A 22,522-nucleotide genomic window follows, 5' to 3' on the forward strand; every position below is an offset into this window, starting at 1 on the left:
CTGCGCAAAAGGTGCAAACCAGGTGCAAACCGCGACTGACAAGAAGACCACGCCAGACCTCAACCGACGATCCAGGCGCGGAAATAGTTGCAATAGCCAGGAAAACTGCGCGACGGAGCTTTCGGCGCGCAGCGTGCACACAGAGTAAGGAAGGGCATCATGGAAAAACTCAACCAGACTGTTTCAGACACGGCATTCGCGTCGAAGGCTGCGCTATCGATCATCGTGCTGGCGATCGGTGCGCTGCTGCCTGGCGTCGCCCGCTCGGACGACACGCCGAGTCCGTGCGCCGCACTCAAACGGATCGTCGCAGCGGCCCCGGACGGATTCGCGTCGCTAAGCCCGGACGACAGCCGAAACGTGGCGCAACCTTATGGCGACGACACGCAGTGCAGCGCGAGCCACGCCAGCTATCAATGTCTATGGACTCCACGTCACGACGCCGGCTCCACCACGGATGCGCTGGAGGCCGTCGCGGCCGATATCGCATCGTGTCTGCCTGACGCAACGCACGACCAGAACTCGCCGGCCCGCCAGCACTTCTATCTCGGCGCGCGCGGGCAGCGCACGCAGATCACCGCTACGACCGCAGGCGCGAACAAGCTCAAACTGGTGGTGTCGGGAAAATGACGTGCGCGTGATCAGCGCGCCAGACGTGGGCGCAGCCTGGTTTTCCTAGCGGCGCACGAGCGCGACGACGTACACGCAGGGCTCCGCCCCGGGGTTGAAGAACTCGCAATCCGCTGGCGCGCCCAGTTGCAGACAGTCGCCTGCATTCAGTTGATGGGTCTGTGAGCCTTCGCGAAACGTCAGCGTTCCGCGTGTGACCCAGATCTGCTGATGCTGAAACACGAAAGCATCCGACGGATACGGCACGCTCACGCCAGCCGGTAACTCGATCTCGAGCAACTCCAGCACGCCGCCCGTCGCGGGCGATACCCGGCGACGCGTGTAACCCGTTTCCGGATCGCGCCAGAGCACCTGCTGCTCGCGGCGCGCGAGTCGCTCACCGGTCTGCTCGGCTAGCGCCAGAAGCGTTGACAGCGTCAAGCCGAAAGCACCCGACAGCCGGCCGAGCACCGTCGCGGTCGGACTCGCTTCGCCGCGCTCGATCTTGCTGATCATCGCCTTCGATACGCCGGAGCGTTCCGCGAGTTCGCTCAGCGACCAGTTCCGGGCCTCGCGCTCGATCTTCACGCGGGAGGAAATCGCAAGGTTCAGATCGATCGACGCGGAATCGGACATGGAGGAAAGAGGATAGACAGGAGCGGTTTTTGCCGCCACGCATTATACCGGCGGCCTGTTCAGGACCCGGGCGCCGTCAGGCCAGCTTGAGATCCGGCGGATTCATTCAGTTTGCTGCAGGTCCTAGCTTCACACAACGTCTTGCATAGTGTTTTTTTGTCCACTATATTAAACGCACGATCAACGTGCGAAGCGCAGTCAGGTCGTGTGAGCGCAGGTACTCCGCAACCTCCACCGGAACACGCCATGCCGAAGGAAATCCTCCTCAACGCTTTTGACATGAACTGCGTCGGGCACATCCAGCAGGGTTTATGGACGCACCCGCGCGATCGCTCTGACCGCTACACCGATCTGCAATACTGGACCGATTACGCACGCACGCTGGAGGCTGGTCTTTTCGACGGCATTTTCTTCGCCGATGTGGTGGGTGTCTACGATGTCTACGGCGGCAGCCCGGATGGCGCGATCCGCGGCGGCGTGCAGGTGCCGGTCAACGACCCGACCCTGCTGATTCCGGCGATGGCCGCCGCGACGCGTCATCTGTCGTTCGGCGTGACGTGCAATCTCACCGTCGAGCAGCCGTTTCTGTTCGCGCGCCGCATGTCGACGCTCGATCATCTGACACGTGGACGTATCGGCTGGAACATCGTCACCGGCTACCTGAATAGCGCCTCGCGCGCGATCGGCCTCACGGGCCAGATGGCGCACGACGACCGCTACGACCTCGCCGACGAATACATGGAACTCGTCTACAAGCTGTGGGAATGCAGCTGGGAGGACGATGCCGTGTTGCGCGACAAGGCACAGGGCATCTACGCGGATCCTGCCAGGGTTCATGTGATTCACCATCATGGCAAACAATATCGCGTCGACGCCATGCATTTGAGCGAACCTTCGCCGCAGCGTACGCCGGTGCTCTATCAGGCCGGCTCGTCGACGCGCGGAAAGCAGTTCGCCGCGGCCCATGCTGAATGCGTCTTCGTCAACGGCCAGGCGAAACCCGCCGTAAAAGCCATCGTCGACGACATTCGGGCACAAGCCGTCGCGCGCGGCCGCAGCGCAGATGACATCAAGGTTTTCCTCGGCCAGACAGTGATTACCGGCCGTACCGATGCGGAAGCACGGGAAAAATACGCCGGGTACCAGCGCTACGTGAATTCCGAAGCGGCGCTCGTCCACGCAGCAGCCTCCCTCGGCATCGATTTCGCCCGCTACGACCTCGACGAGCCGATCGAAACCGGCAAGAGTCAGGCAATCGTGTCGAACGTCGAAGCGATGACTCGCGCGGCTGGCCCGAAGTGGACGAAGCGCAAACTGCTCGAACAGATGGTGCTGGGTAGCCGCCAGACGCCGCTCGTCGGCGCAGCCGAACGCGTCGCCGACGAACTCATCGCCTGGAGCACTGAGGCGGGCGTCGACGGTTTCAATCTGTCGCGTACGGTCGCGCCCGAATGCTTCGACGATTTCATCGAGTTTGTGGTGCCGATCCTGCAGGAGCGCGGCGCCTACAAGCGTGCCTATCGCGAAGGCAGTCTGCGCGAAAAGCTGTTCGGTCACGCCCGTCTGCCGGCCAGCCACACGGCTGCGCAGTTTCGCGCGCCGTCATGCGCGGCAGCGCCAGCCGACCCAACCTGCTGACGCAGCAAGCGGCAAGCCGGTAGCACGACGATCTTTATCGCAGAGAATCCTATGGTCGACAAAGCCACCTTCCGCGACGCGATGGCCGGACTGGGCGCCGCCGTCAACATCATCACCAGCGATGGCGAAGCCGGACGCGCCGGCTGCACGGCGTCGGCCGTCTGCGGCGTGACGGATGAGCCGCCTACCCTGCTCGTCTGCATCAATCGCAGCAGCCGCAACAATGCGGCGTTCCGCGACAACGGTCGCCTGTGCGTCAACGTGCTGAGCGCGGAACAGCAGACGCTCGCCGCGAAGTTCGCCACGCCTGCGCTGTCCATGGAGGGGCGTTTCGCGGCTGCGCAGTGGGACACGCTCGTCACAGGGGCGCCCGCGCTGCACGGCGCTGTCGCATCGCTCGACTGCGAGATCGAGTCCGTCACCGAGGTCGGTACGCATACGGTGTTCTTCTGCGCGGTGAAGGCAGCGCGAACCCGCGACGGCTGCGATGCACTGATCTACTATGGGCGCAACTACCATCGCGTTGGCGCTGTGTCCGCGCATGTCGCCTAACCCTGGCTCCTCGCACGTGACGACCTCTCCTCCCGGCCTCGCCCAACCCGCCAGCACGAAGCGCGGCAAGACGCGCTCGCTCGTCATCCTGCTGCTGTGTCAGGTAGGCGCGATGAGCGTGTGGTTCTCGTCGTCGGCGGTCGTCGCGATCGTCAGGCAGGTGCAGGGTATCTCCGCGCTGCAGGCAACCTTGCTGACGAGCGCGGTCCAGGCGGGCTTCGTCGCCGGCACGATTACAAGCGCGCTGCTGTCGCTCGCGGATCGCTACGATCCCCGACGGCTCTTCATGACGAGCGCGTTGGTCGCGGGCAGCGCAACCGCTTGCCTCGCGTTCATCGAACCGGCGGGCGTGGCCGCGATCGCGTTGCGCTTTCTGACCGGCATGTGCATGGCGGGCGTCTATCCGGTCGGCATGCGCCTCGCCGCCACGTGGGCGAACCGCGATCTCGGCCTGTTGATCGGCCTCCTGGTCGGCGCGCTGACGTTCGGCTCGGCGAGCCCGCATCTGCTTGCGGCGCTCGGCGGATCGAGCTGGCGCGCGATCTATGCGATAGCCGCGCTCTGCGCCCTCCTCGCCGGTATCGCGATCCTGCTCTGCGATGTCGGGCCCACCATGGCCCGCGCGACGCGCATCCAGTGGTCCGCGCTGGCCGGCGCATGGCGCAACCCCGCGCTGCGGCTCGCGAACCTCGGTTACCTCGGTCACATGTGGGAGTTGTATGCGATGTGGGCATGGCTCGCCGTGTTCCTGCAGACGAGCTTCGCAGCCGCTGGCATCAGTCACGCACGACAGGCGGCCGAATGGCTGACGTTCGCCGCGGTGGCGGCGGGCGCGCTCGGCGCGTGGCTCGGCGGTGTGCTGGCAGACCGTGTCGGGCGCACGACGGTCACGATCGGCGCAATGGCCGTGAGCGGCGCATGTGCGGCCGTGATGGGCTGGCTTCTGGGCGCGCCGGTATGGCTCGTCGTGGGTGTTGCGCTGGTGTGGGGCGTGTCGGTGATTGCCGATTCGGCACAGTTCTCGGCCAGCATCGCAGAACTCGCCGAGCCCAACTCGATCGGCACGCTGCTTACCGCGCAAACCTGTGCGGGCTTTCTGCTCACGCTCGTCAGCATTCATCTCGTGCCTGACGTCGTGGCGTTCGCCGGTTGGCCCGGCGCGTTCAGCATGCTCGCGGCGGGCCCGTTCCTTGGCTGTATCGCGATGGCGCGCCTGCGCCGTCACCCCGATGCGCGACGGCTGGCGGGCGGCAAAGGATAGTTCAACGCGCTTCGGTTGCCGCGCTGGGGATTGAGCTTGCGCATGCCCGCGCCGCAAGCGCCCTACGCTCGCCGCGCGCCATGCGCGCCGACCACCTGCATCGCCCCACGGCTCAGGCGCCGTGCACCGTCACCTCTTCGAGACGCTTGCGCAACTGCTCCGCGTTCCTGATACCCGGCAAACGTCGCACCGGATGAGCCGCGTCGCTCGTCTTCAGGATGACCGAGCCGGTACCGAAGATTCGCTGCCACCACGGATGAACCGTCGTCACACCTCTGATAAGCGAAAGATCCAGGCTCGACACGCGCCGACGCAGGATTCCTTGGGTCCAGGTGATCCGTTCGGTGTCAATAACGATCTCGGTAAGCGCCGTCTTGAGGAACGGCAAGCCGACACCGATCATGACAGCCGCTGCCTGGATCAGCACGAGACGCCACTGGAACGGGAATTCATCCGACGCATAGAGATGGATCGCGCCAACCAGCGCGATGACCACGCCGCCTTTCAGAAACGCCGGAATATTGATGACCTGAGAAGGCGCACCGCTGAAAATCACCTGCCTCGCCATCACACTTGTCCTTTCATTGATCAATTGCCCTGCTCTTCGGTCGGGAACGGCAGTTCCGCCTGCGCCGGGTGCGGCGCGACGGGTTCGCTGCCGACCGGTGTCAACGCACTGACACGCACGCCCAGGAGCCGCAGCCGCCGGTTCAGCGGGACGCGTTTGAGACATTCTGTTGCGGCGCGGCGAATCTCGACTGCATCGGCCGTTTGCACGGGAATGGTCAGATCGCGCGTCACCGTTTTGAAGTCGTCATAGCGCAGCTTGATACCGACGGTGCGGCCAGTATAGCCCTTGCGCCGAAGGTCGTCCGCTACCCGCACGCACAGGCCGGTGAACGCCGCGGACAGCGCTGCGCGATCGTGGCGCGGATGCAGGTCGCGCTCGAAGGTAGTCTCCCGGCTCATCGACCTGGGTTCGGAACTCACCACCACCGGACGTTCGTCGAAACCCTGCGACACCTCGGCAAGCCACGCGGAATAGCTCCGTCCGAAATGCGTCTGCAGCAGCCCGAGGTCCGCGCTCGCCAGATCGCCGACACTGACGATGCCAAGCGCGGCCAGCTTTTCATTCGCCTTCGGCCCGATGCCGTTCACCTTGCGCGCCGGCAGCGGCCAGATCCGCCCCGGCACGTCTGCCATCGTCAGGATGGTGAGACCATCCGGCTTGTCCAGTTCGGAGCCGATCTTCGCCAGCAGCTTGTTGGGCGCGATGCAGATCGAGCAGGTCAAGCCAGTGGCGTCACCCACTGCCTGCTTGATTTTTGCGCCGATGTCGGCGGGCTCGCCGGGGACATCGGCGAGATCGATGTAGATTTCGTCGATGCCACGGTCTTCGATCTGCGACGTGAATGTCGCCACCGCGGTCTTGAAGAGACGCGAGTAATGGCGGTAGGAGTCGAAATCGGTGGGCAGCAGGATGGCGTCGGGTGCCAGTTGCGCCGCCCTCATCATCCCCATCGCTGAAAACACGCCAAGCGCGCGGGCCTCGTAGGTGGAGGTCGTGACAACACCGCGGCCCGCGTAATCACGCAGCCGCCGGAAGCGTCTGGTGCCGTCGTCGAGCGTTTCGGGCGCGGCATTGCGGCCGCCGCCGATCACCACCGGCTGGCCTCTTAGTTCGGGATACCGCAGCAACTCGACGGACGCGTAAAACGCGTCCATGTCCAGGTGAGCGATGCGGCGCATTGCTGGATTCATCGTCCCGATATCGTAAACGAACTCGGGCTGGCGGGCGTGAGGCGTGGGGTGAAGTCTCCCTTCAGCCGCAAGCGGCCCGGCTAGTGACGGCTGCCTGCTTCGCTGTCGAGGCGCGCCATCTGCGCTGCCGCGTAACGCTCACCCGCCGCGGCGCCCTTCGGCACCGCCTGCGCGATCGCCGCCAGATCGGCATCGCTCAGCGCGACATCCAGCGACCCAAGCGCTTCGGCAAGCCGGTCGCGACGGCGCGCGCCGACCAGCGGCACGATGTCGTCACCCTGCGCCGACACCCACGCAATCGCGATCTGCGCGACCGACACGCCCTTCGCGTCAGCAATCTTGCGCAGCGCCTCGACGAGCGCCAGATTCCGCTCGACGTTCTCGCCCTGAAAGCGGGGGCTAAAGGCCCGGAAATCGCCTGCGCCGGCCGCGTCCTTTTGCCAGTGCCCGCTGATGAGACCGCGCGACAGCACGCCATACGCAGTCACGCCGATGCCCAGTTCACGGCACGTCGCCAGAATGCCGTCTTCGATGCCGCGCGAAATCAACGAGTATTCGATCTGCAGATCGCTGATGGGATGCACGGCCGCGGCGCGCCGGATCGTCTCCGGGCCCACTTCCGACAAGCCGATGTTTCGCACATAGCCCGCCTTGACCATATCCGCCATCGCGCCGACCGTGTCTTCGACCGGCACATTGGGATCCAGCCGTGCAGAGCGATAGATATCAATATGATCGACACCCAGTCGCTGCAGCGAGTACGCGAGGAAATTCTTCACCGCTTCGGGACGGGCGTCGTACAGTGCCGACCAGCCACCCGCCGGATCACGCAACGCGCCAAACTTGACGCTGATGAGCGCAGCGTCGCGGCGCGACGGCGGCGCGCTCTTCAACGCCTCCCCGATCAGCATCTCGTTGTGCCCCGAACCGTAGAAGTCGCCAGTGTCGAGCAGCGTCACGCCCGCTTCGAGCGCCGCGTGAATCGTGGCGATGCCTTCGGCACGATCCGACGGCCCGTACATGCCTGACATACCCATGCAGCCGAGGCCGATCGCCGACGTTTGCGGCCCGGTCTTGCCCAGTCGAAGTTGCTTCATGTCATACCTCGTTCATCATGCCGCACGCGGGATGGCAGGCGGTCGAGAGGGATTATGGGACTAAACACGGCGTGCGATAATCCATCTCGATCCGACCAGGCTGTACGAAAAACTGCACAATGAGCGAACCCGATCTTTCCGACCTGAGCGCGTTTGTGGCTGTCGCGACGGCGCGCGGCTTTCGACAGGCGGCGGTCGTGCGCGGCGTGTCGGCTTCGTCGCTGAGCGAGGCGATCAGGCGGCTCGAGGGCCGGCTCGGGGTACGCCTGCTCAACCGCACGACGCGCAGTGTCACGCCGACAGAGGCCGGCCAGCGTCTCTTCGACCGCCTGAGGCCCGCGTTCGGTGAAATCACCAGCGCGCTCGACGCGCTCAACAGCTTCCGCGACAGTCCGACGGGCAGACTGCGGCTCAACGTGCCCTCGATTGCTGCTCGCGAGATTCTTCCCGCCCTGCTGCCGCGTTTCCTCGCGGCGCACCCGGGCATCACGCTTGAAGTCACGACCAACGACACCTTCATCGATGTGCTTGCCGCTGGCTTCGATGCGGGCATCCGGTATGACGAGCGTATCGAGCGTGACATGATTGCTGTGCCGATCGGCCCGCGCAGACAACATTTCATGGCCGCCGCCGCGCCAGCCTATCTCGCCGACCGCGGCGAGCCCAGGCATCCTCGCGATCTGCTGAAGCATGCCTGCATCGGACATCGGTTCGACAGCGGCGCACTGGCAGCGTGGGAATTCGAACGCCGGGGAGAAGTGATACGGATCACGCCGGATGGGCCGCTGGTCGCATCGGTTATCGAACTGGAAAGGAGCGCGGCGGTGGCCGGCCTTGGTGTGATCTACACGTTCGAGGAATTTCTGCGACCGGCCATCCAGAGCGGCACGCTCGTACCGGTGCTTCAGGACTGGTGGCAGAGCTTCTCCGGGCCATTCCTCTATTACCCGAGCCGCACGCACATGCCTGGTCCGCTCAGAGCGCTGGTGGACTTCCTGCGCGATTCTGGCACGGGTGGATGACTGGCCGTCCAGATCAAGACATGGCTGCCCTGCTGCCGCCGCGCCTCCAGCGGTCGATGATGCGGCCTACGCCCAGCAGGTACTTCGTCACATACTTCGTGGCCGCGTACTCGACGTAGCCGACCGGACACCGCGCCCGGTTCACGAACAGATGATCTTCGTGCCCGTGCGATTCCTTCGAGAAATTGATCGACCGGAATCCCAGCGATTCGAGCCGCCGCTCAAGCCGCGCGACGTCCTTCTTCTCCACAAGGCCGCAAAAATCATGGAATTCGATCGCGATCTGGCCGATGTTACGCAGGAACGCGTCTGTCAGCGAATCGAGCAGCGGCACCTCGGCGCCTTCGATGTCGACCTTCAGCAGATCGATCTTCGAGATCCCCTGCTGCTGCGTGAACACGTCGAGCCGCACAGTGGGCACATGGATCTCGCGATTGTTCTCGCTGGTGCGAACGAAAGACGATGCCTCCGAATTCGCCGCCACGAAGAAGCTCATCGTCCCTTCACGATCGGCAATCGCGAGGTTGAACGGCTTCACGCGCGCCATGCCGCCGAGCCGCGCAAAACAGTCGGGATTCGGCTCGACCGCGTAACAGACGCATTCGTACCTCTCCGAAATCAACCGGGAAAATGTGCCGATGTTCGCGCCCAGATCAATAACAGTGCTGTCCCGCTGCAAAAACCGCCGGAAGAAAGTATGCCCGCTGATTCTATCCATTGAGTTCTCCTGGAGTTCACTAGTGGAGCGTACCATTCTGTCTGGAACTTATGCGGCTGTTCACGCAAATGACCTTCTGCGGAGTGTCGCGAGCGCTTTTGGTCCAGATGAACCGTTTGGGGATGGTGTTGTGATGGGCGACGTAGTCACTGATGGCGCCAGCCTTACACTCGTGAGCCTTGCGCGATTGGAAACGCCGGATCCATATAAGTCCATCAAGAATCGAACACTTCACTAGTGAGCCCGAAAACGCCCCGTGGCCGGGTCGATCCGGGTCGCGAAACGGACCAGCACAACGATGCCTATTGGCACCACGATGAACGTCGCAGTAAGCATGTCTAACCCCGTCTTACATTTTTTGTATCACCATCATCCGGGCTGTCACGACTAGCGCCTGTTGGGGCATGCGCGCCTGGTAGTCTTCCCCATGCCCGGTCACCGTCGGTGCGAAGAACGTCAGCCTCTTGCGACGGGTTTAGCCTGCGACGGATCGAAACCCCTTGAACTCAGTCCCACCGACTTTAAACGCGATGCCCTGCTGAATATGTGCGGTAGCCGACGCTGATCCGCGACAGGTGCCGGACTGGAGCTGGGGAGTCTGGTCGATACGAAGCCGGCATCCGCGCCGAAGATGACTGGAGCCTTGGCAGGCTCCGCCGGTACTGGATGGGATCGCGCGCCGGGCACCTGTTTACCCGTTGCGCGGATCGATGCGTGTACTAGCGTACGCAGCCAGCCCGTTTCCTGCACTAGGATGGTCGCTCCCATTGCGATCGACCTGACACGAGCCGCCACGCCGACCATGAACCAGGTACCCCACCCGAACTCGCTCCCCCCGCAACCACGCCTGCTCAGCCTGTTGGCCGACGCCAGGCTTGTGCCAGGTCGCAGGCTGCTGGTCTGCACGGCAGGTGTCGCGTTGCTTGGCTATGTTGTCGCCATCCTCTTCGGACCGATTCTGCGGGGACCCGACACTTACACGTCGTTCTCGCATCTGTACATCTGGACCGCGGCGTTGAAAGCCGGCGACGCCCTTTCCACCTGGACTCCGGTCGATGCCAATGGCTTTGGCTCGCCGGTTCCGTTCTTTTATCACAAGCTTTTCAATCTGGTGGGCGCCACGCTCGCCCTGGCGTCCGGCGACCTCGTCACAGGATTTCGACTCGCAGCACTGGTTTTTTCCGCCCTGATGTTCGCTGGTGTCTACACGTGCGCCGGGCGCTTCGGCGCTGACCGGATCTCGGGGTTGGTCATTGCAACTGCGTCCGTTCTCGCGCCATACATATTCGGCAAACTCGCCGTATCGGGAAGCGCGGCGGAATATTCCGCCGCGACGCTCGTTCCGTTCGTCATCGCCATCACGATCGATGCCTACACCAGGCGGTTCGGGAAGTGGCACGGCGTTGCCCTCCTCGCCCTTCTGCTGCTTCTCACCCAGGCGCACGTACTGGTATTCGTCATCGCACTCGGTGTGCTTTTTCCGGCGCTGCTTTATCTGGTTCTCAGCTCGCCGCGTACTGGCTGGCTGCCATTCGTGATAACGACTACGGTGATGGCTGTATTCGTCACGTTGATATACGTCCCGTTCAGTTTCTGGAGCACCTTTTTCTCCCCGCAGCAGGCATTCGCGATGGGCCATATGGCCGACCTGCTTATTCCGCCGCGAGACATATTCTGGCGCTCGCCTCGCTCGTCATTTGGATGGCCCGTCTTTGCGTTGATGATCGGCATGGCGTTCACCGTTTTCCGGCCGAACCAGCTCAAGGATGAACGCATCCGAATTGCGTTCGTGCTCGGTTGCATCGCGTTCGGGGTGATCCTGATGATGACGCGTCTCACGCGTCCGTTCTGGGAACTCTCCGGCCCACTGGAATTCATTCAACTCCCCTGGCGACTCCTCTCGATTGCCGCGCCGATCTGTCTTGTTGCGATCGCCGGCCTCATCGAGCAGTTCTCAATGGATACGAAGCGGCGCGTCCAGCTCGCCCTGCTCGTGTTTGCAATGGTGAACGCAGTGCGCATGATCAACGTCGCGTCCCAGAACACGGGCCCTATACCTGGCCCGGAACTTCGTCGCGAAGTGCCTACCGCCAGTATCGTGGGGCCTGACGCCGGCGGCGAATACTTCCCCAACACATACCGGCAGCAGCTTGCCGGCGTCGACCTCTGGAAAAAATCTGCGGCGAGTATCCTGCCCGAACCGCGTCCTCTGGTCGAGGCCAGTGGATGCGTCTACACGGATATTCCGCGGTCCGCCTATTTCGATACGCTGCTGATTTCAGCGACATGTCCCGCCGAAGGTCACGTGCGCATCAACCAGTTCTCGACACCGTTTCTCGAAAGTGTCGCCGTAGACGCACAGGGTCACGCGATCAGGCCACTTGCAGAAAGCCAATTTATCGAGTTCGACCTACCCGCGGGTCACTGGACTGTCGTTGTCAGGAAGCAAGGCTATCTCGATCTCCTCATCATGGCGTGGCGGGCGAAGCTGTCAAAACTCGGGCTGTTATCGTGACCGCGAGGGTGGCCCTGAAACGAAGGGACTTGCATACAGGTGACGACATTGACGACACAGCTTGCCAGCGTAGTTAGATAGACCTGTCACGGAAGTGTTGTGCCGGGCGTTCCCCAACCGACGTCACAGGCGATCGCGCCAGCCCCGCATAGATCGACACCAGCGCCAGGCGAATACCCGAAGACCGTTCGGGGCGGTCGCCACTACGACCCTGATGACGGGTGCGACGAGAGCGCAGCACCCAACGTGCCAAAGGCGTCTACTCGTTGATTGGGGCGACTACAGCAGCGCGATGGCGGCTCCCCTGATGCTGCCGACCTTGAAGAAGGCGCCTGCGAATTGGCCGGTCATAGTACTTCTCGGCAAGGCACGCGAGCGCTACGACAGTCAGCAATATCGCCGCACCCAAAGCATAGATGGCTGGCGACGCGATGCGGTCTGATCGGGCGAGGAACATCTGAATAAGGAATACGGTCGGGACGTGCAGAACATAAACTCCGTAGGACACCATTCCGAAAAATAGAAATACCTTTCTCAGCCAGCGCGACGGCTCAATGGATGCTGCGATTCTGACCGCGACTGGAATAGCGAAAATCAAAACAAAAACGATGAATGCCGGACGCGCCGATTCCGGGATCGGAGCGCAAAACATCAACAGGCATACGATGACTGGAACAATGGAATAAATATCGCTAATTTTTCTTCGAGAAACACGCAGACGGAAAAGAATGATGCCAAAGGAGAATGAATAGGCAATACGCAGGAAGCCAACATAACTTCCACCGAATACCGGACCAGCGTCAAGGGTTTTATGGCGAAAACCGATAACGGCCAGCATCACGCCAGACAGGACGACGATAAAAAAAAGCATCCGTGTTGTAAGGCGCTTGAAGAATATTGCGTATGCTGCGTTGCCCACCAGTTCAAAAAACAGTGACCACGACGGGAAATTGAGAGGATAAAGGGAATGTGGAGCAACGTTGAACGGATAGAATATCCGGATGGTAACCGGACTCGGCAGCATCAGGATAGCGAGAGGAAGTGCCAATCCTACGAAATGCCAATCCGGGAATGGTAGTTTCAGCAAAAGGCCTGCTGCGCCCAGCAAAGTCCCCGCAATATAAAGGGGATAGAGACGGATCAGGCGAAGTCTCATGAACTCGCGTCCGTTGATATTTTCTCGTAATAATTTTTCCTCATAGGCACTACCAATGACGAAACCGCTCATAACGAAGAACAGGTCCACGACCAGGTAGCCGTTTTCGATCGAAGCAAGACCAAATAAATGCGGAAAATGGACCACGACGACCAACATGGCCGCCACACCACGTAAGCCGTCCAGTGTCGCGTATTTATCCGGTGTGTTTGAATTGTCCATGCTCGTTCGCCGTATCGTGCCAGGTCCCTTCATTCGAGTCCGAATGAGCTTTATTTCGCAGGTATGTCGCACTTGTAAAACATCTCGATTTGCCGCACGGTAGTTTCGGTTTGCTTCCTGTCGCCAGCCATCCAGCTTCCAGCTCCGCCCCGAGAAATATGGGAAAGAGCGGTGGCGTTCAACAATTGCCCCTGCTCAGGGCTTTCAGGCACGCAGACCTGCTCGTCTGCGTATTGCCTCGTATCCGATCGTGGAGGAGTTCGGGCTGGCAGTCCGTGGGGTTTCGAACACAGTGCACGTTCTGTCAGGCCGTTCCCAGGCACCGCAGGCGACTGACCTCGTCTGGCCGAGACCGTTTGCACAACCCGCCGGTCGTCGATCTCATGAAGTCCTTAAGGGTCGCACTACCCTTGATCGAATGCCGGAGAGCCGCTTGCAGGCAGATTTCGACTGAGCTTCACTGGCGTCGCGTCGGCAGCTTCGTGCTTTGCGGGTAGCGACGAAACACGTTTCCTTCGGCTTCATCCATCTTTGCTCACGGCATCAGCATGCCACGCCATGAAATGCACGCGCGGGCATTAATATGTATGACCATGAATGGCAATGAGAGGATGCTCCATGAACCCATCGGTTATCTCGGCTCTCGCTGCGCTTGTCGGCGCTGCGATTGGCGGCCTGACTTCGGTTCTTGCTTCATGGCTGACCCAACGCACCCAGGTTCGTGCGGAATGGCTGGCGCATGACCGCGTCCGTCGGCAGGAACTCTACAAGGAGTTCATCGAAGATGCGACGAAGTGCTACGTTGACGCACTGCAACACAATGAGCCGGATCTCCCTGCGCTCGGCAACCTCTACGCAAAGATCGGCCGCATGCGCGTGCAATCGTCGCGCGAAGTCGCAGACGAAGCCGACGTGATCGGACGCAAGATCGTAGACACCTACCTTGCGCCGGACAAGACCTTCATCGAGATTCGCGAGATGCTCGCGGACGGCTCGATCGACATCCTCGGCAAGTTTGGCGAGGTGTGCCGCGCAGAATTCGCGTCGCTGCGCGCCCAGCAGTTCTGAAACCCGCTCACGAGCCGCTCATTTCCCCATTCATCGCGGCTTGAGTTCGACAGGCGGATCGGCGCGATAGCCGCCGCCGAGCGCCTTCGTCAACGCGATCTCCTGACTGAGCATCTGGCCGTTGAGCGTGAGCAGCGCGACCTGTTCCGCGATCACGGGCTGACGTGCCTCGAGCGCCGCCAGGCGGCTGGTGAGTCCGCGCTGATAGTGCGCTTCAACGCTGTCTCGCGCGAACGCGACGGATTCGATCCGTTGCTTCTGCAACCCGGTCTCCGCATCGAGGGCCTGCAGACGGCTGCCCGTCTGCGCGACATCGCGTACCGCATTCAGGACGGCCTGGTTGTACTGCTCGATCAACAGGTTGCTGCCCTCACGTGCGCCGCCAAGGTTCGCGTTGAGCCGGCCACCATCGAAAATCGGCAGATACAGGCCAGGGATCAGGTTGATCTGCTGGCTTGCATGCGTGAAGAGGTCGGAAAGATGCAATGCGTTGTAGCCGAAGAACGCCTTGATGTCGAAGCTCGGATAGAACGCCGCCTTCGCTGCGTCGATCCGGTCGAACGATGCCGCCACGTACCAGCGCATCGCCTGAAGATCGGGCCGCCGGGCGAGGAGTTCATAAGAGAGCGTCGCGGGCAAGGCCGCTTGCGAGCGCGGCAACGCAACGGGCTCGATCGGGGGCAAGCCGTTCGGTCCCGCGCCGATCAATGCTCGCAACGATTCGCGAATCTGCCGTATCTGGCCTTGCGCCGAAACGATCTGTCGTTCGATGGTCAGTTGCTGCGCACGGGCTTCTTCGAGCCGGGTTCGGGGCTCGACGCCGCGCGCCGTACGCGCGTCGTGTGCATCCACCGCGAACACCGCTACCTCGCGCGATTCGTTCAGCAGGTCGATAAGCTGGTAAGTCGTCTGAATGCCGTAGTACAGCTGCGCGACGTCGGTCGAGATTTCGAGTTCGACGGCGGACGTCTCGGCAAGCCGCGCATTGCTCACGCCGAGCGACGCGGCGACCTGCGCGCGCTGTTTGCCCCAGATGTCGACGTTCAGACTTGCGCCAAGCCCGACGATGCCCTCGGTGTACCAGGGGCCCGTCAGCCCCAACGCAGGTTCGTTCATCGCGAACGGGCCGAGAAAGCCGTTCGCGGAAACGTGCTCGCGATCCAGCAAGGCAAGCGCCACCACCTGAAGGCTCGACCCCGTTCTCACAAGCTCGACGTCCGACTTTGCCTGCGCGACGCGGGTTCGCGCAATCAACATCGTCGGCGCATCGGCGAGCGCCTGTTCGATGAGCGCGTCGAGCTGCGCATCGCGATAACGACTCCACCAGCGCGCGGCGGGCCAGCCATCGCGCGCGAGATGGATGTCGTCGGCGAGACTGATCTGCTCGGGCGAAATCTCGGCATACGGCGTGCCGTTTTTGTGGATCAGCGCGCAACCCGGCAGGCCGAGGCACGACGACCATGCGATGCACAGGGCGCAGCGACGCCACGACCAGGCGCGGGGACTTGATCGCGCCTTCATGTTCGTACGGCCTGGGAAGAGGACGCCGTGCCCGATGCCTCGATGCGCCAGTCCGGCAGACCCGCTACCTGCCGCGACAGGTCTTCCGCGGCGGCGATGAGCGGCATGTTGGCTGCATCGACGGGCTGCGAGGCGATGTCGACGCGTCGCGGCGCGTGGGCCACGGGCGGATTGGCAGTAAGGTCGTCTGCGTACCGGGTGATTTCCGCGCAGGCCTGGTCCTGAGCGGCGCGCGCTGCGTAGTCCATTTGCGGACTTGCCGCACCGGCTTGCGCCGCCAGCGTGTTATTCAGCGCATTACCGGCGAGCATGATCTCGCGGCCTTGCGCGAGGACGGTTTGTGCGCGCAGTGTCAGTTGGGCCTGCTCGCCTTCCTGCCAGCCGGGCTCGAGTGCGACCCGCGACAACATCGTCTCGCAATCGGCCAGCGCGGCCCATGCCTGCAACTGACGCTGCGCAGTGGGCAATTGGTCCCGTATCTCGACGCCCGCCTGTGGCGCGCGCAGTTGCGCGGCGATGGCGCGCAGCATCGTCGCGAGTTTCTTCCGCAGCAGGTCGCCCTCGCCCTCGCGCCAGAACGACATCTGCACGAAGGTCGCCACGCCGACACCCAGCAGGATACCGACCATCCGGTCGCGGATTTCAGTGAGATTGCTGGTGGGCGCGAACTGTTCGAGCAACGCGAGCGAGAAGGTGAACATCAGCTGGACGCCGGCGTAGCCGATCCGTTCGGAACCAGCGGATATCCACGCGGCGAGCGCGACAACGGGCAAGGTCATCAGCAGCAGGCCGACGATGTCGTCGAGGTGCGGAATCACGAACACGACCATGAATAGCGCCAGCGCGCTGCCGATGACCGCCCCGGCGACGCGCAGCAAGGCCCGCTGCATCGATGCGCCGAGGCTCGGCAGCGCGACGATCACGCACGTCAGCATGATCGTGTGAATGCCTTGCCAGTCGACCGCGTTGTAGAACACATAGCAGACCAGCACGGCAAGCAGCGTCTTCAGCGAATAGCGCAGGTACGCGGGATTGGTCCACGCGTCGGGCGCGACCATCGGTTCGCTCGCGGGCGGTTTGCCGGGTGCGGCGCCGCTCGCAACCAGATCGGCGAATGCGTGCAGCGCGCGCTGCAATTCGGCTGCGGCGGGAAACGTATCGGCGGCCGCGCGTTCTTCAGTTGTTGCCGTGCGCACGTAGCGGTACGGCTCGCCGGTCATGACCCATTCGTCGAGCGCCGTGCAGTTCGCGCGCAACTCGCGCAGCATCGCAAGCTGCGTCGCCGAGGGGCCCGGCCCGCTGACCGGCAATTCGCTCGCGCCGCGATAGAGGCGCGACACCGTCGCAATGCATGCAAGCTGCAACGCCTGATGCTCGCGATAGTGCGCGTCACGCATTGTCGTGAACCGCAGCAGCTTTTGCAGCGTCAGCGCGCCTTGCTGGACCGCCGTCAACGTGATCGGCGCGGCGTTCGTGCCGCCGTCGATCAGTTGCGTCAGCCGCGCTTGCAGCGCCGTCAGTTGCCGATGGATTTCCGCCTTGAGTTGCAACTGCGGTTCAGCGGGCAACAGCAGCGTATTGACCACGAGCGTCAGCGCGATCGGATAATTGACGGCGACCCAGACCCACAGCACCGCACGGATCAGCACGTCGGCCTGATCGGTCCGGTCGACGAAGCTCTGCACGTAGATGACGACGATGGCGACGATGAAGAACACGACGCCGATTTTCAGCACCCGTATCAGGTACACGCTGCCGAAGAACAGCAGACTCGCGACGACGATGCGCAGCAACGGGTAGTCGAACGTGAACTTCAGCAGCAGGATCGACAGACCGATCGCGAGCGTCGATCCAACGATGAACATCAAGCCGACCAGCCGCGTGACCACCACGTTCGACTGCGTGACATAAAACACCACCAGCAGCGACAGCGCGAGCGATGGCACCTCGAGCGCCATCGACGCGACGATCACGATTGCGCTCGTCAGCAGGCAACGCAACATCACATTGAGACGCCCGGGAAAAGGCGCAAGCTCGCGCTTCAGGAAAGCGCCGGCATCGCGCAGCGTGACGGGCATAGGGGGCAGGTAGTCGGCGGCGGCCATGGGCACTCCTCAACGGCTTTCGCCGTCGTCGCCGCGCCCGGGGTGCAGCACAGCTACCGCCGACGTCCCGACGCGAAACAGCTCCGGGTTCGGATTGTCGACGCGGATCTTCACCGGGAAACGCTGCGACACATGGACCCAGTTAAGCGTGCGTTGAATGCGCGGCAAGCCGCCGGGCAAGGCCAGGCCGCCTTCATCGGGCGCCACGCCGTAGCTGATTGAATCGACGGTGCCCTGGAAGCGCTGACCCGTGTCGCTCATCAGGTAGACCGTGGCGGGCGTGCCCGTCCGGATGCCCTTGAGTTCGGTCTCGCGAAAGTTCGCGACCACGTACCAGTGGCGCGTGTCGATCAAGGTGAAGACGGGCTTGAGTGCTGACGCGAACTGCCCCGTCGATGTCTTCAGCGACACGATGCGTCCGTCGAACGGTGCTCGCACGGTCGCATATTCGAGGTTCAGCTCGGCAATCGCGATCTCGGCCATGACGACGGCACGTTGCGCGACCAGCGCGTCGACGCCGCTGACGGCGGCTGCCGCCTGCTGCGCCTGCAGTTGTGCGGCGCTGAGTTCGGCCTGCGTGGCGCGTTGCGCGCACGGTCGACGTCCTCCGCCGATACGTATCCGTGCGACAGCAGCGGCTCCATACGGTGCAGCGTATCGGATGCCTGGCCGGCCGCAGCTCGCGCGCGCTCGACGGCGGCGCGCACCGACTGGGCGTTGTACTGCTGCGCATTGACCGTGCGCTGCGTCAGCTCGATCTGGCGGTCGAGCGCGACGAGGGACGCCTTGCCCCGTGTCAGCGCTTCCTGATACGGACGCGGATCGATGCGGAACAGCAGATCGCCCTGCTTCACCGCCTGGTTGTCGCGCACCGCCAGTTCGACGATACGCCCACTGACCTCGGGCACGACATCGATCGTATCCGCGTAGACATAGGCGTCGTCGGTGCGCGGCGCGCGGTCCAGCAGCCGGATGACGAAAAGCACCAGCAGCAACGTCACCACGACCAGGATGAGGGCCGGCCATTTTCTCTTCGATGTCCTGCTGGTAGTCGTCGCCATTGCATCCACCTGAAGGACATTCAATGCTGGAACAGCATCAACCAGACAGCGAGTGCGAGGAAAGTGACGAGAGTGGGATAGACCACAGGTGAAGGTCCCAGCAGATGGTCGACCTGCAGGCGCTTGAGAATCAGATAGACGGCGACCGTGAGCACAACGCCCGCGACAATACAGAACAGCCAGTCCGGAAAGTACGCGCCAAGCACGCTAATGGATGGCGAACTTGCGCAACCCGATATGAAAATAGCCGTGATCGCAGCAATGCCGGTGGCACACTTCGGACATACGCCTCTGACGAGTGGCATGTGTCGCTCCAAAGTCGTCCGTGTCGTTGGGATCGATGTCACGCTTTGCAGCTTCGCCGACGCATTCTGCCTCAACTTTCGGGGTTATGGAAAGGGGCGCTCCAATTCGGGCTGCATACCGCACGATGTCCCTTACCCGGGTATCTGCGAAGTGCGGCATAGACCATAGCGAGAAGTTGCGGTTTGTGCGGCGTCTTGAGTTCAGCAACCAGGGGTTTATACCAGTAACCGTCTCATCCATGCCTCTTCCGATATGGATTCAAGCCCGCTGCACGGTGCCCGATCAGACGTGTGCCCTGTCGTACAGGAGACCTCGCTGCCAGTCACGCTTGCCAGCCAATCCTGACGCGTAACCAGCGGCCATCATTTGAATGATCAAGGTGGCAGCCGTCAGTCCGGCCAGCGCGTCCGTGTTGCCCATTCCTTCCGATAGTCATGCAGCCATCCGGGCAGAGGCAAACTGACGGCCCCTGATGTGAGGCGTCGGGCACGACGCGCGCCCGCAAGTGACTGCGGCTTGCCTTCGCTGGAACGCTTGGTACTTCTCGTAAACGGATTTATACGGGTAGTCTGCCCCCACGTAGCCGTCCGGCTTTTGCCGCTTTGGTAGGGAGACTTTCTTGCGGGGCGTAGTCTCGTAGGAAATCTTGGCAAGCAGATCGCTGATGACATTGAGGCGGGCTTGCTGCTCGTCGTCGGACTTGACCACATACCAGCGGGCAATCGCCGTGTCGGTGGCCCGTAACATGGCGTCACGGGCGCGTGAATAGTCATACCTGCGGCTGTACGACTTCAGGTCCATCTCGGAGAGCTTCCATAGTTTGCGGCCGTCGTGAATGCGCGCTTCCAGTCTGAGGGTCTGCTCTTCCTGACTGACCTCCAGTCAGCACTTGAACAGCAGCACCCCGGAGTGGACGATCGAGCGCCTGCGGAAGTTCGAGCAGTTGCAGGATGACGGGCTGGTCGTTGCCCAGCAGATTGCCATTGGCGATCTGGAACAGCAGCGAATAGGCAATCTGTCCAGCCGCACCGGTCACGGCAACACGTTTGGCAGGTTCTAACATGATGAACCTCCTGAAAAGTGGCGCGACATGCGCCTAGCGCACCGGGACAAGGCATGGCGCGTGGAACAGCTGACCACGTGCGAGTTCACGCAACGTTTTCGACAGCACGACCAGCCACAGTCCACCGAGCAGCATCGCCAGCACGATGCCGATGGCAGCAAACCCGGCGAAGCCCGTCACGCGATTCAGGCCAAGCGTTGCAACGGTGTAGACGCCCAGCGGGAACGTGAAGCCCCACCATCCGAGGTTGAACGGCAGTCCCTCCGTGCGATAGCGCAGCGTGAAGAAGACAGCGGTGAAGAGCCACCAGAGGCCCGCGCCCCACAGCAGCAGCGCCCCTAGCCCTACCTTCGCAAGCTCGGCGTTGTTCGGCGGTGGCGCCGAGGCGGAATGTGGCTTAGATAAGGCGTAGATATTGAATTTCGCTTGATTCTTTGGTTTGAAGATGCTACATGAAAGAACATGCACATCTTCGAAAGAAAAGTCAACGGTCATCGCTACCGCATCGCGGCGCAATCCGTGTGGGATGCGCAGCGCGGCCGCTCCGTTGCACGCCAGGTCGTGCTGGGACCGGCCGATCCACCGCGAGTCGCGGATCTGAGTGCGACCCAGACGGTGGGCACGCGCGGCGTGGGCGACGTCGGGGCGTTGATCTGGGTCGCCGAACAACTGGACCTGGTCGGGCAGATCGATCGGGCCTGCGGCGGGGTTGGCGCCAAAGGCGGCCCATCGGTGGGCGAGTTGGCGGTGGCCGTGGCGATCCAGCGCGCCTGTGCACCGGGACCCAAGCGCGAACTGGGGGAGTTTCTCGATGCAAGTCTGCCGCGCCTGTCGTGCTTGCCCGGCTCCGCCTTTACGGGCCAGGCCTTTCATCGCGTCGCGCAGCAAGTGACCGATGAGCAGCTGGAGCAGGCGCAGGTGGCCATCGCGAATGCAGCGGTCTCCCGCTTCGGGCTCTCGGCCGACGTGCTTGCGTTCGATACGACGAACTTCGATACCCACATCGACACGCAGACGCCCGGCGAGCTGGCTCGACGTGGACACGCCAAGAGCAAGCGAGGGGACCTGCGCGTCGTCGGGCTGGGCCTGCTGGTCAGCGAGACGGGCCATGTGCCGTTGTTGTACCGGACGTATCCCGGCAACGGATCGGACCAGGCGGTGCTTACGGCGTGCCTGGCGGGCCTGGCGCAGTTGCATGAGGCGCTGGATAGTGCCGAGGGTCGCGAGCGGCCGGCGCAGCGCACGGTGGTGCGAGACGGCGGATTCTGGAGCCCGCAGCTCGAACTCGATCTGGATGCCGCCGGCTACTACAGCCTCATCTCGTTGCCGCTGGGGCACAAGGCCGCGGAAGAGGCGCTGCAGATGGCGGCGCAACGCGGTGCGATGAAGCCGCTGTCGGGCAAGCTCAGTGACGTGCGGGCGGCGCGGATGCGAACGACCGTTGGCGAGTTGGACCGCACGCTCGTGGTGGTGGAGAGCCAGGAGCTGCTAGCGGGCCAGAAGCGCGGGATCGCGGTGGCGCTGCGCAAGGCGAAGGTGGAATTGAGCACGCTGCAGGGGTTGGTCGAAAAGGGCCGCATTACGCGCAGCCGGCTGGAGCTGCGGGTCAAGAAGGCGCTCGCCCGGGAACATCTGGCGAGCTTCGTTGTGGCTACCATCGCCGGGAGCGAGCCGGCACCGACCTTGCACTGGCACGTCGATGACGCATTGCGCCGCACGCTGGAGCGCACACGGCTGGGCAGACGGGTGCTGTGTACAGATCGGCACAACTGGAGTACCGGGCGCATCGTCCACGCCTTCCGGGGGCAGTGGAATGTCGAGGAGTTGTTCCGCCGGGCGAAGAAAGGGGGTTTGGTTCCGTGGGGCCCGTCGCACCAGTGGGCCGACGGATCCCTGCGGCTGCACACGTTCGCGACCGTGCTCGGCCTGATGCTCGTGAGCCTGGCAAAGATCGCACTGCGCACCGAGGTTTCGGCCCGCCGCATGATGGACGCCCTGGCCGAAATCAGCGTGACCCTGGTGAGGACGAAGACCGGAGCAACCGGACGACGACCCACTGCGATGCTGGCGCCGGAGCTCACGGCCGAGCAGCGGCGCGCCGTGAAGGTCTTCGAGCTGCAGCGCTGGGCACCAACATTATTTCATGTATGAATTCAGAGACAATTTGGTCATCAAACAACGGCATTATCCGTCGATTTGACAGCTTGTTTT

General features: G+C 62.8%; 18 protein-coding genes and 3 pseudogenes. 8 read left to right on the forward strand and 13 right to left on the reverse strand.

Annotation, left to right across the window (positions count from 1 at the left end):
• Positions 1–159 precede the first annotated feature (159 nt).
• Positions 160–630 (forward strand): hypothetical protein, encoded by a 471-nt coding sequence (locus tag B0G77_RS18660; protein ID WP_133663446.1) that lies wholly within the window; start codon positions 160–162, stop codon positions 628–630.
• A 45-nt stretch (positions 631–675) separates the two neighbouring features.
• Here B0G77_RS18660 and B0G77_RS18665 read toward each other — a convergent pair whose 3' ends face one another.
• Complete coding sequence (locus B0G77_RS18665) at positions 676–1,245, reverse strand: XRE family transcriptional regulator (RefSeq protein WP_133663447.1); 570 nt, start codon at positions 1,243–1,245, stop codon at positions 676–678.
• Positions 1,246–1,491: 246 nt separating this feature from the next.
• Here B0G77_RS18665 and B0G77_RS18670 point away from each other — a divergent pair, with 246 nt between their 5' ends.
• From B0G77_RS18670 to B0G77_RS18680, 3 genes are read left to right on the forward strand one after another with little or no spacing between them, the layout of a single operon-like run.
• The gene (locus B0G77_RS18670; protein ID WP_133663448.1) at positions 1,492–2,883 is read left to right on the forward strand and encodes an LLM class flavin-dependent oxidoreductase; all 1,392 of its coding nucleotides are present in this window, start codon (positions 1,492–1,494) and stop codon (positions 2,881–2,883) included.
• A gap of 51 nt (positions 2,884–2,934) precedes the next feature.
• A complete protein-coding gene (locus B0G77_RS18675; protein ID WP_133663449.1) occupies positions 2,935–3,435 on the forward strand; it encodes a flavin reductase in 501 nt (166 codons plus the stop codon).
• Positions 3,436–3,451: 16 nt separating this feature from the next.
• Positions 3,452–4,696, forward strand: coding sequence for an MFS transporter (locus B0G77_RS18680; RefSeq protein ID WP_243751041.1), 1,245 nt, complete (start codon positions 3,452–3,454; stop codon positions 4,694–4,696).
• Positions 4,697–4,808: 112 nt separating this feature from the next.
• On the opposite strand, the gene B0G77_RS18685 is transcribed toward B0G77_RS18680, so the two are convergent.
• The 3 genes from B0G77_RS18685 to B0G77_RS18695 all read right to left on the reverse strand — a co-directional run bounded on the left by B0G77_RS18685 (position 4,809) and on the right by B0G77_RS18695 (position 7,554).
• Positions 4,809–5,264, reverse strand: coding sequence for a PH domain-containing protein (locus B0G77_RS18685; RefSeq protein WP_133663451.1), 456 nt, complete (start codon positions 5,262–5,264; stop codon positions 4,809–4,811).
• 20 nt (positions 5,265–5,284) lie between these two features.
• Positions 5,285–6,457, reverse strand: a complete 1,173-nt coding sequence (gene dinB, locus B0G77_RS18690) for a DNA polymerase IV (RefSeq protein WP_133663452.1) — start codon at positions 6,455–6,457, stop codon at positions 5,285–5,287.
• An 80-nt stretch (positions 6,458–6,537) separates the two neighbouring features.
• Entirely contained in the window at positions 6,538–7,554 is a 1,017-nt protein-coding gene (locus B0G77_RS18695; protein ID WP_133663453.1) for an aldo/keto reductase, read from the reverse strand.
• Positions 7,555–7,673: 119 nt separating this feature from the next.
• Between B0G77_RS18695 and B0G77_RS18700 the strand changes: the two genes are divergently transcribed.
• Positions 7,674–8,576 carry a LysR family transcriptional regulator gene (locus B0G77_RS18700; RefSeq protein ID WP_133663454.1) on the forward strand — a complete coding sequence of 301 codons (903 nt, stop codon included), beginning with the start codon at positions 7,674–7,676 and terminating at the stop codon, positions 8,574–8,576.
• Positions 8,577–8,589: 13 nt separating this feature from the next.
• Here the strand turns inward: B0G77_RS18700 and B0G77_RS18705 are convergent, their stop codons facing one another.
• Entirely contained in the window at positions 8,590–9,294 is a 705-nt protein-coding gene (locus B0G77_RS18705) for an FkbM family methyltransferase (RefSeq protein WP_166656178.1), read from the reverse strand.
• Positions 9,295–10,096: 802 nt separating this feature from the next.
• Here B0G77_RS18705 and B0G77_RS18710 point away from each other — a divergent pair.
• Complete coding sequence (locus tag B0G77_RS18710) at positions 10,097–11,809, forward strand: 6-pyruvoyl-tetrahydropterin synthase-related protein (protein ID WP_166656179.1); 1,713 nt, start codon at positions 10,097–10,099, stop codon at positions 11,807–11,809.
• A 259-nt stretch (positions 11,810–12,068) separates the two neighbouring features.
• Here the strand turns inward: B0G77_RS18710 and B0G77_RS18715 are convergent, their stop codons facing one another.
• A complete protein-coding gene (locus B0G77_RS18715) occupies positions 12,069–13,187 on the reverse strand; it encodes an acyltransferase (RefSeq protein WP_166656180.1) in 1,119 nt (372 codons plus the stop codon).
• A 618-nt stretch (positions 13,188–13,805) separates the two neighbouring features.
• Here B0G77_RS18715 and B0G77_RS18720 point away from each other — a divergent pair.
• Positions 13,806–14,255, forward strand: a complete 450-nt coding sequence (locus tag B0G77_RS18720; protein WP_243751042.1) for a hypothetical protein — start codon at positions 13,806–13,808, stop codon at positions 14,253–14,255.
• 30 nt (positions 14,256–14,285) lie between these two features.
• On the opposite strand, the gene B0G77_RS18725 is transcribed toward B0G77_RS18720, so the two are convergent.
• The 7 genes and pseudogenes from B0G77_RS18725 to B0G77_RS44325 form a co-directional block, all read right to left on the reverse strand.
• On the reverse strand, positions 14,286–15,776 hold the full coding sequence (locus tag B0G77_RS18725; RefSeq protein WP_243751043.1) for an MdtP family multidrug efflux transporter outer membrane subunit: 1,491 nt from the start codon (positions 15,774–15,776) through the stop codon (positions 14,286–14,288).
• A complete protein-coding gene (locus B0G77_RS18730; RefSeq protein ID WP_133663459.1) occupies positions 15,773–17,881 on the reverse strand; it encodes an FUSC family protein in 2,109 nt (702 codons plus the stop codon). Before B0G77_RS18730 ends, B0G77_RS18725 begins: the two co-directional genes overlap by 4 nt.
• A 9-nt stretch (positions 17,882–17,890) precedes the next feature.
• Positions 17,891–18,942 (reverse strand): annotated as a pseudogene (mdtN, locus tag B0G77_RS18735) (multidrug transporter subunit MdtN).
• Between the two features lie 20 nt (positions 18,943–18,962).
• Positions 18,963–19,247 carry a YtcA family lipoprotein gene (locus B0G77_RS18740; RefSeq protein WP_133663460.1) on the reverse strand — a complete coding sequence of 95 codons (285 nt, stop codon included), beginning with the start codon at positions 19,245–19,247 and terminating at the stop codon, positions 18,963–18,965.
• Positions 19,248–19,785: 538 nt separating this feature from the next.
• Positions 19,786–20,172 (reverse strand): annotated as a pseudogene (locus tag B0G77_RS18745) (polyphosphate kinase 2); the annotation flags it as partial.
• Positions 20,135–20,311: pseudogene (locus B0G77_RS44320) on the reverse strand (malate dehydrogenase); the annotation flags it as partial. The pseudogenes B0G77_RS44320 and B0G77_RS18745, both read right to left, overlap by 38 nt.
• Positions 20,312–20,344: 33 nt before the next feature.
• The gene (locus B0G77_RS44325) at positions 20,345–20,806 is read right to left on the reverse strand and encodes a hypothetical protein (RefSeq protein WP_133663461.1); all 462 of its coding nucleotides are present in this window, start codon (positions 20,804–20,806) and stop codon (positions 20,345–20,347) included.
• Between B0G77_RS44325 and B0G77_RS18760 the strand changes: the two genes are divergently transcribed.
• Positions 20,774–22,462 carry a transposase gene (locus B0G77_RS18760; RefSeq protein ID WP_133663462.1) on the forward strand — a complete coding sequence of 563 codons (1,689 nt, stop codon included), beginning with the start codon at positions 20,774–20,776 and terminating at the stop codon, positions 22,460–22,462. The genes B0G77_RS44325 and B0G77_RS18760 overlap by 33 nt on opposite strands.
• Positions 22,463–22,522 lie beyond the last annotated feature (60 nt).

This window comes from Paraburkholderia sp. BL10I2N1, from assembly GCF_004361815.1.
GTDB lineage: Bacteria > Pseudomonadota > Gammaproteobacteria > Burkholderiales > Burkholderiaceae > Paraburkholderia.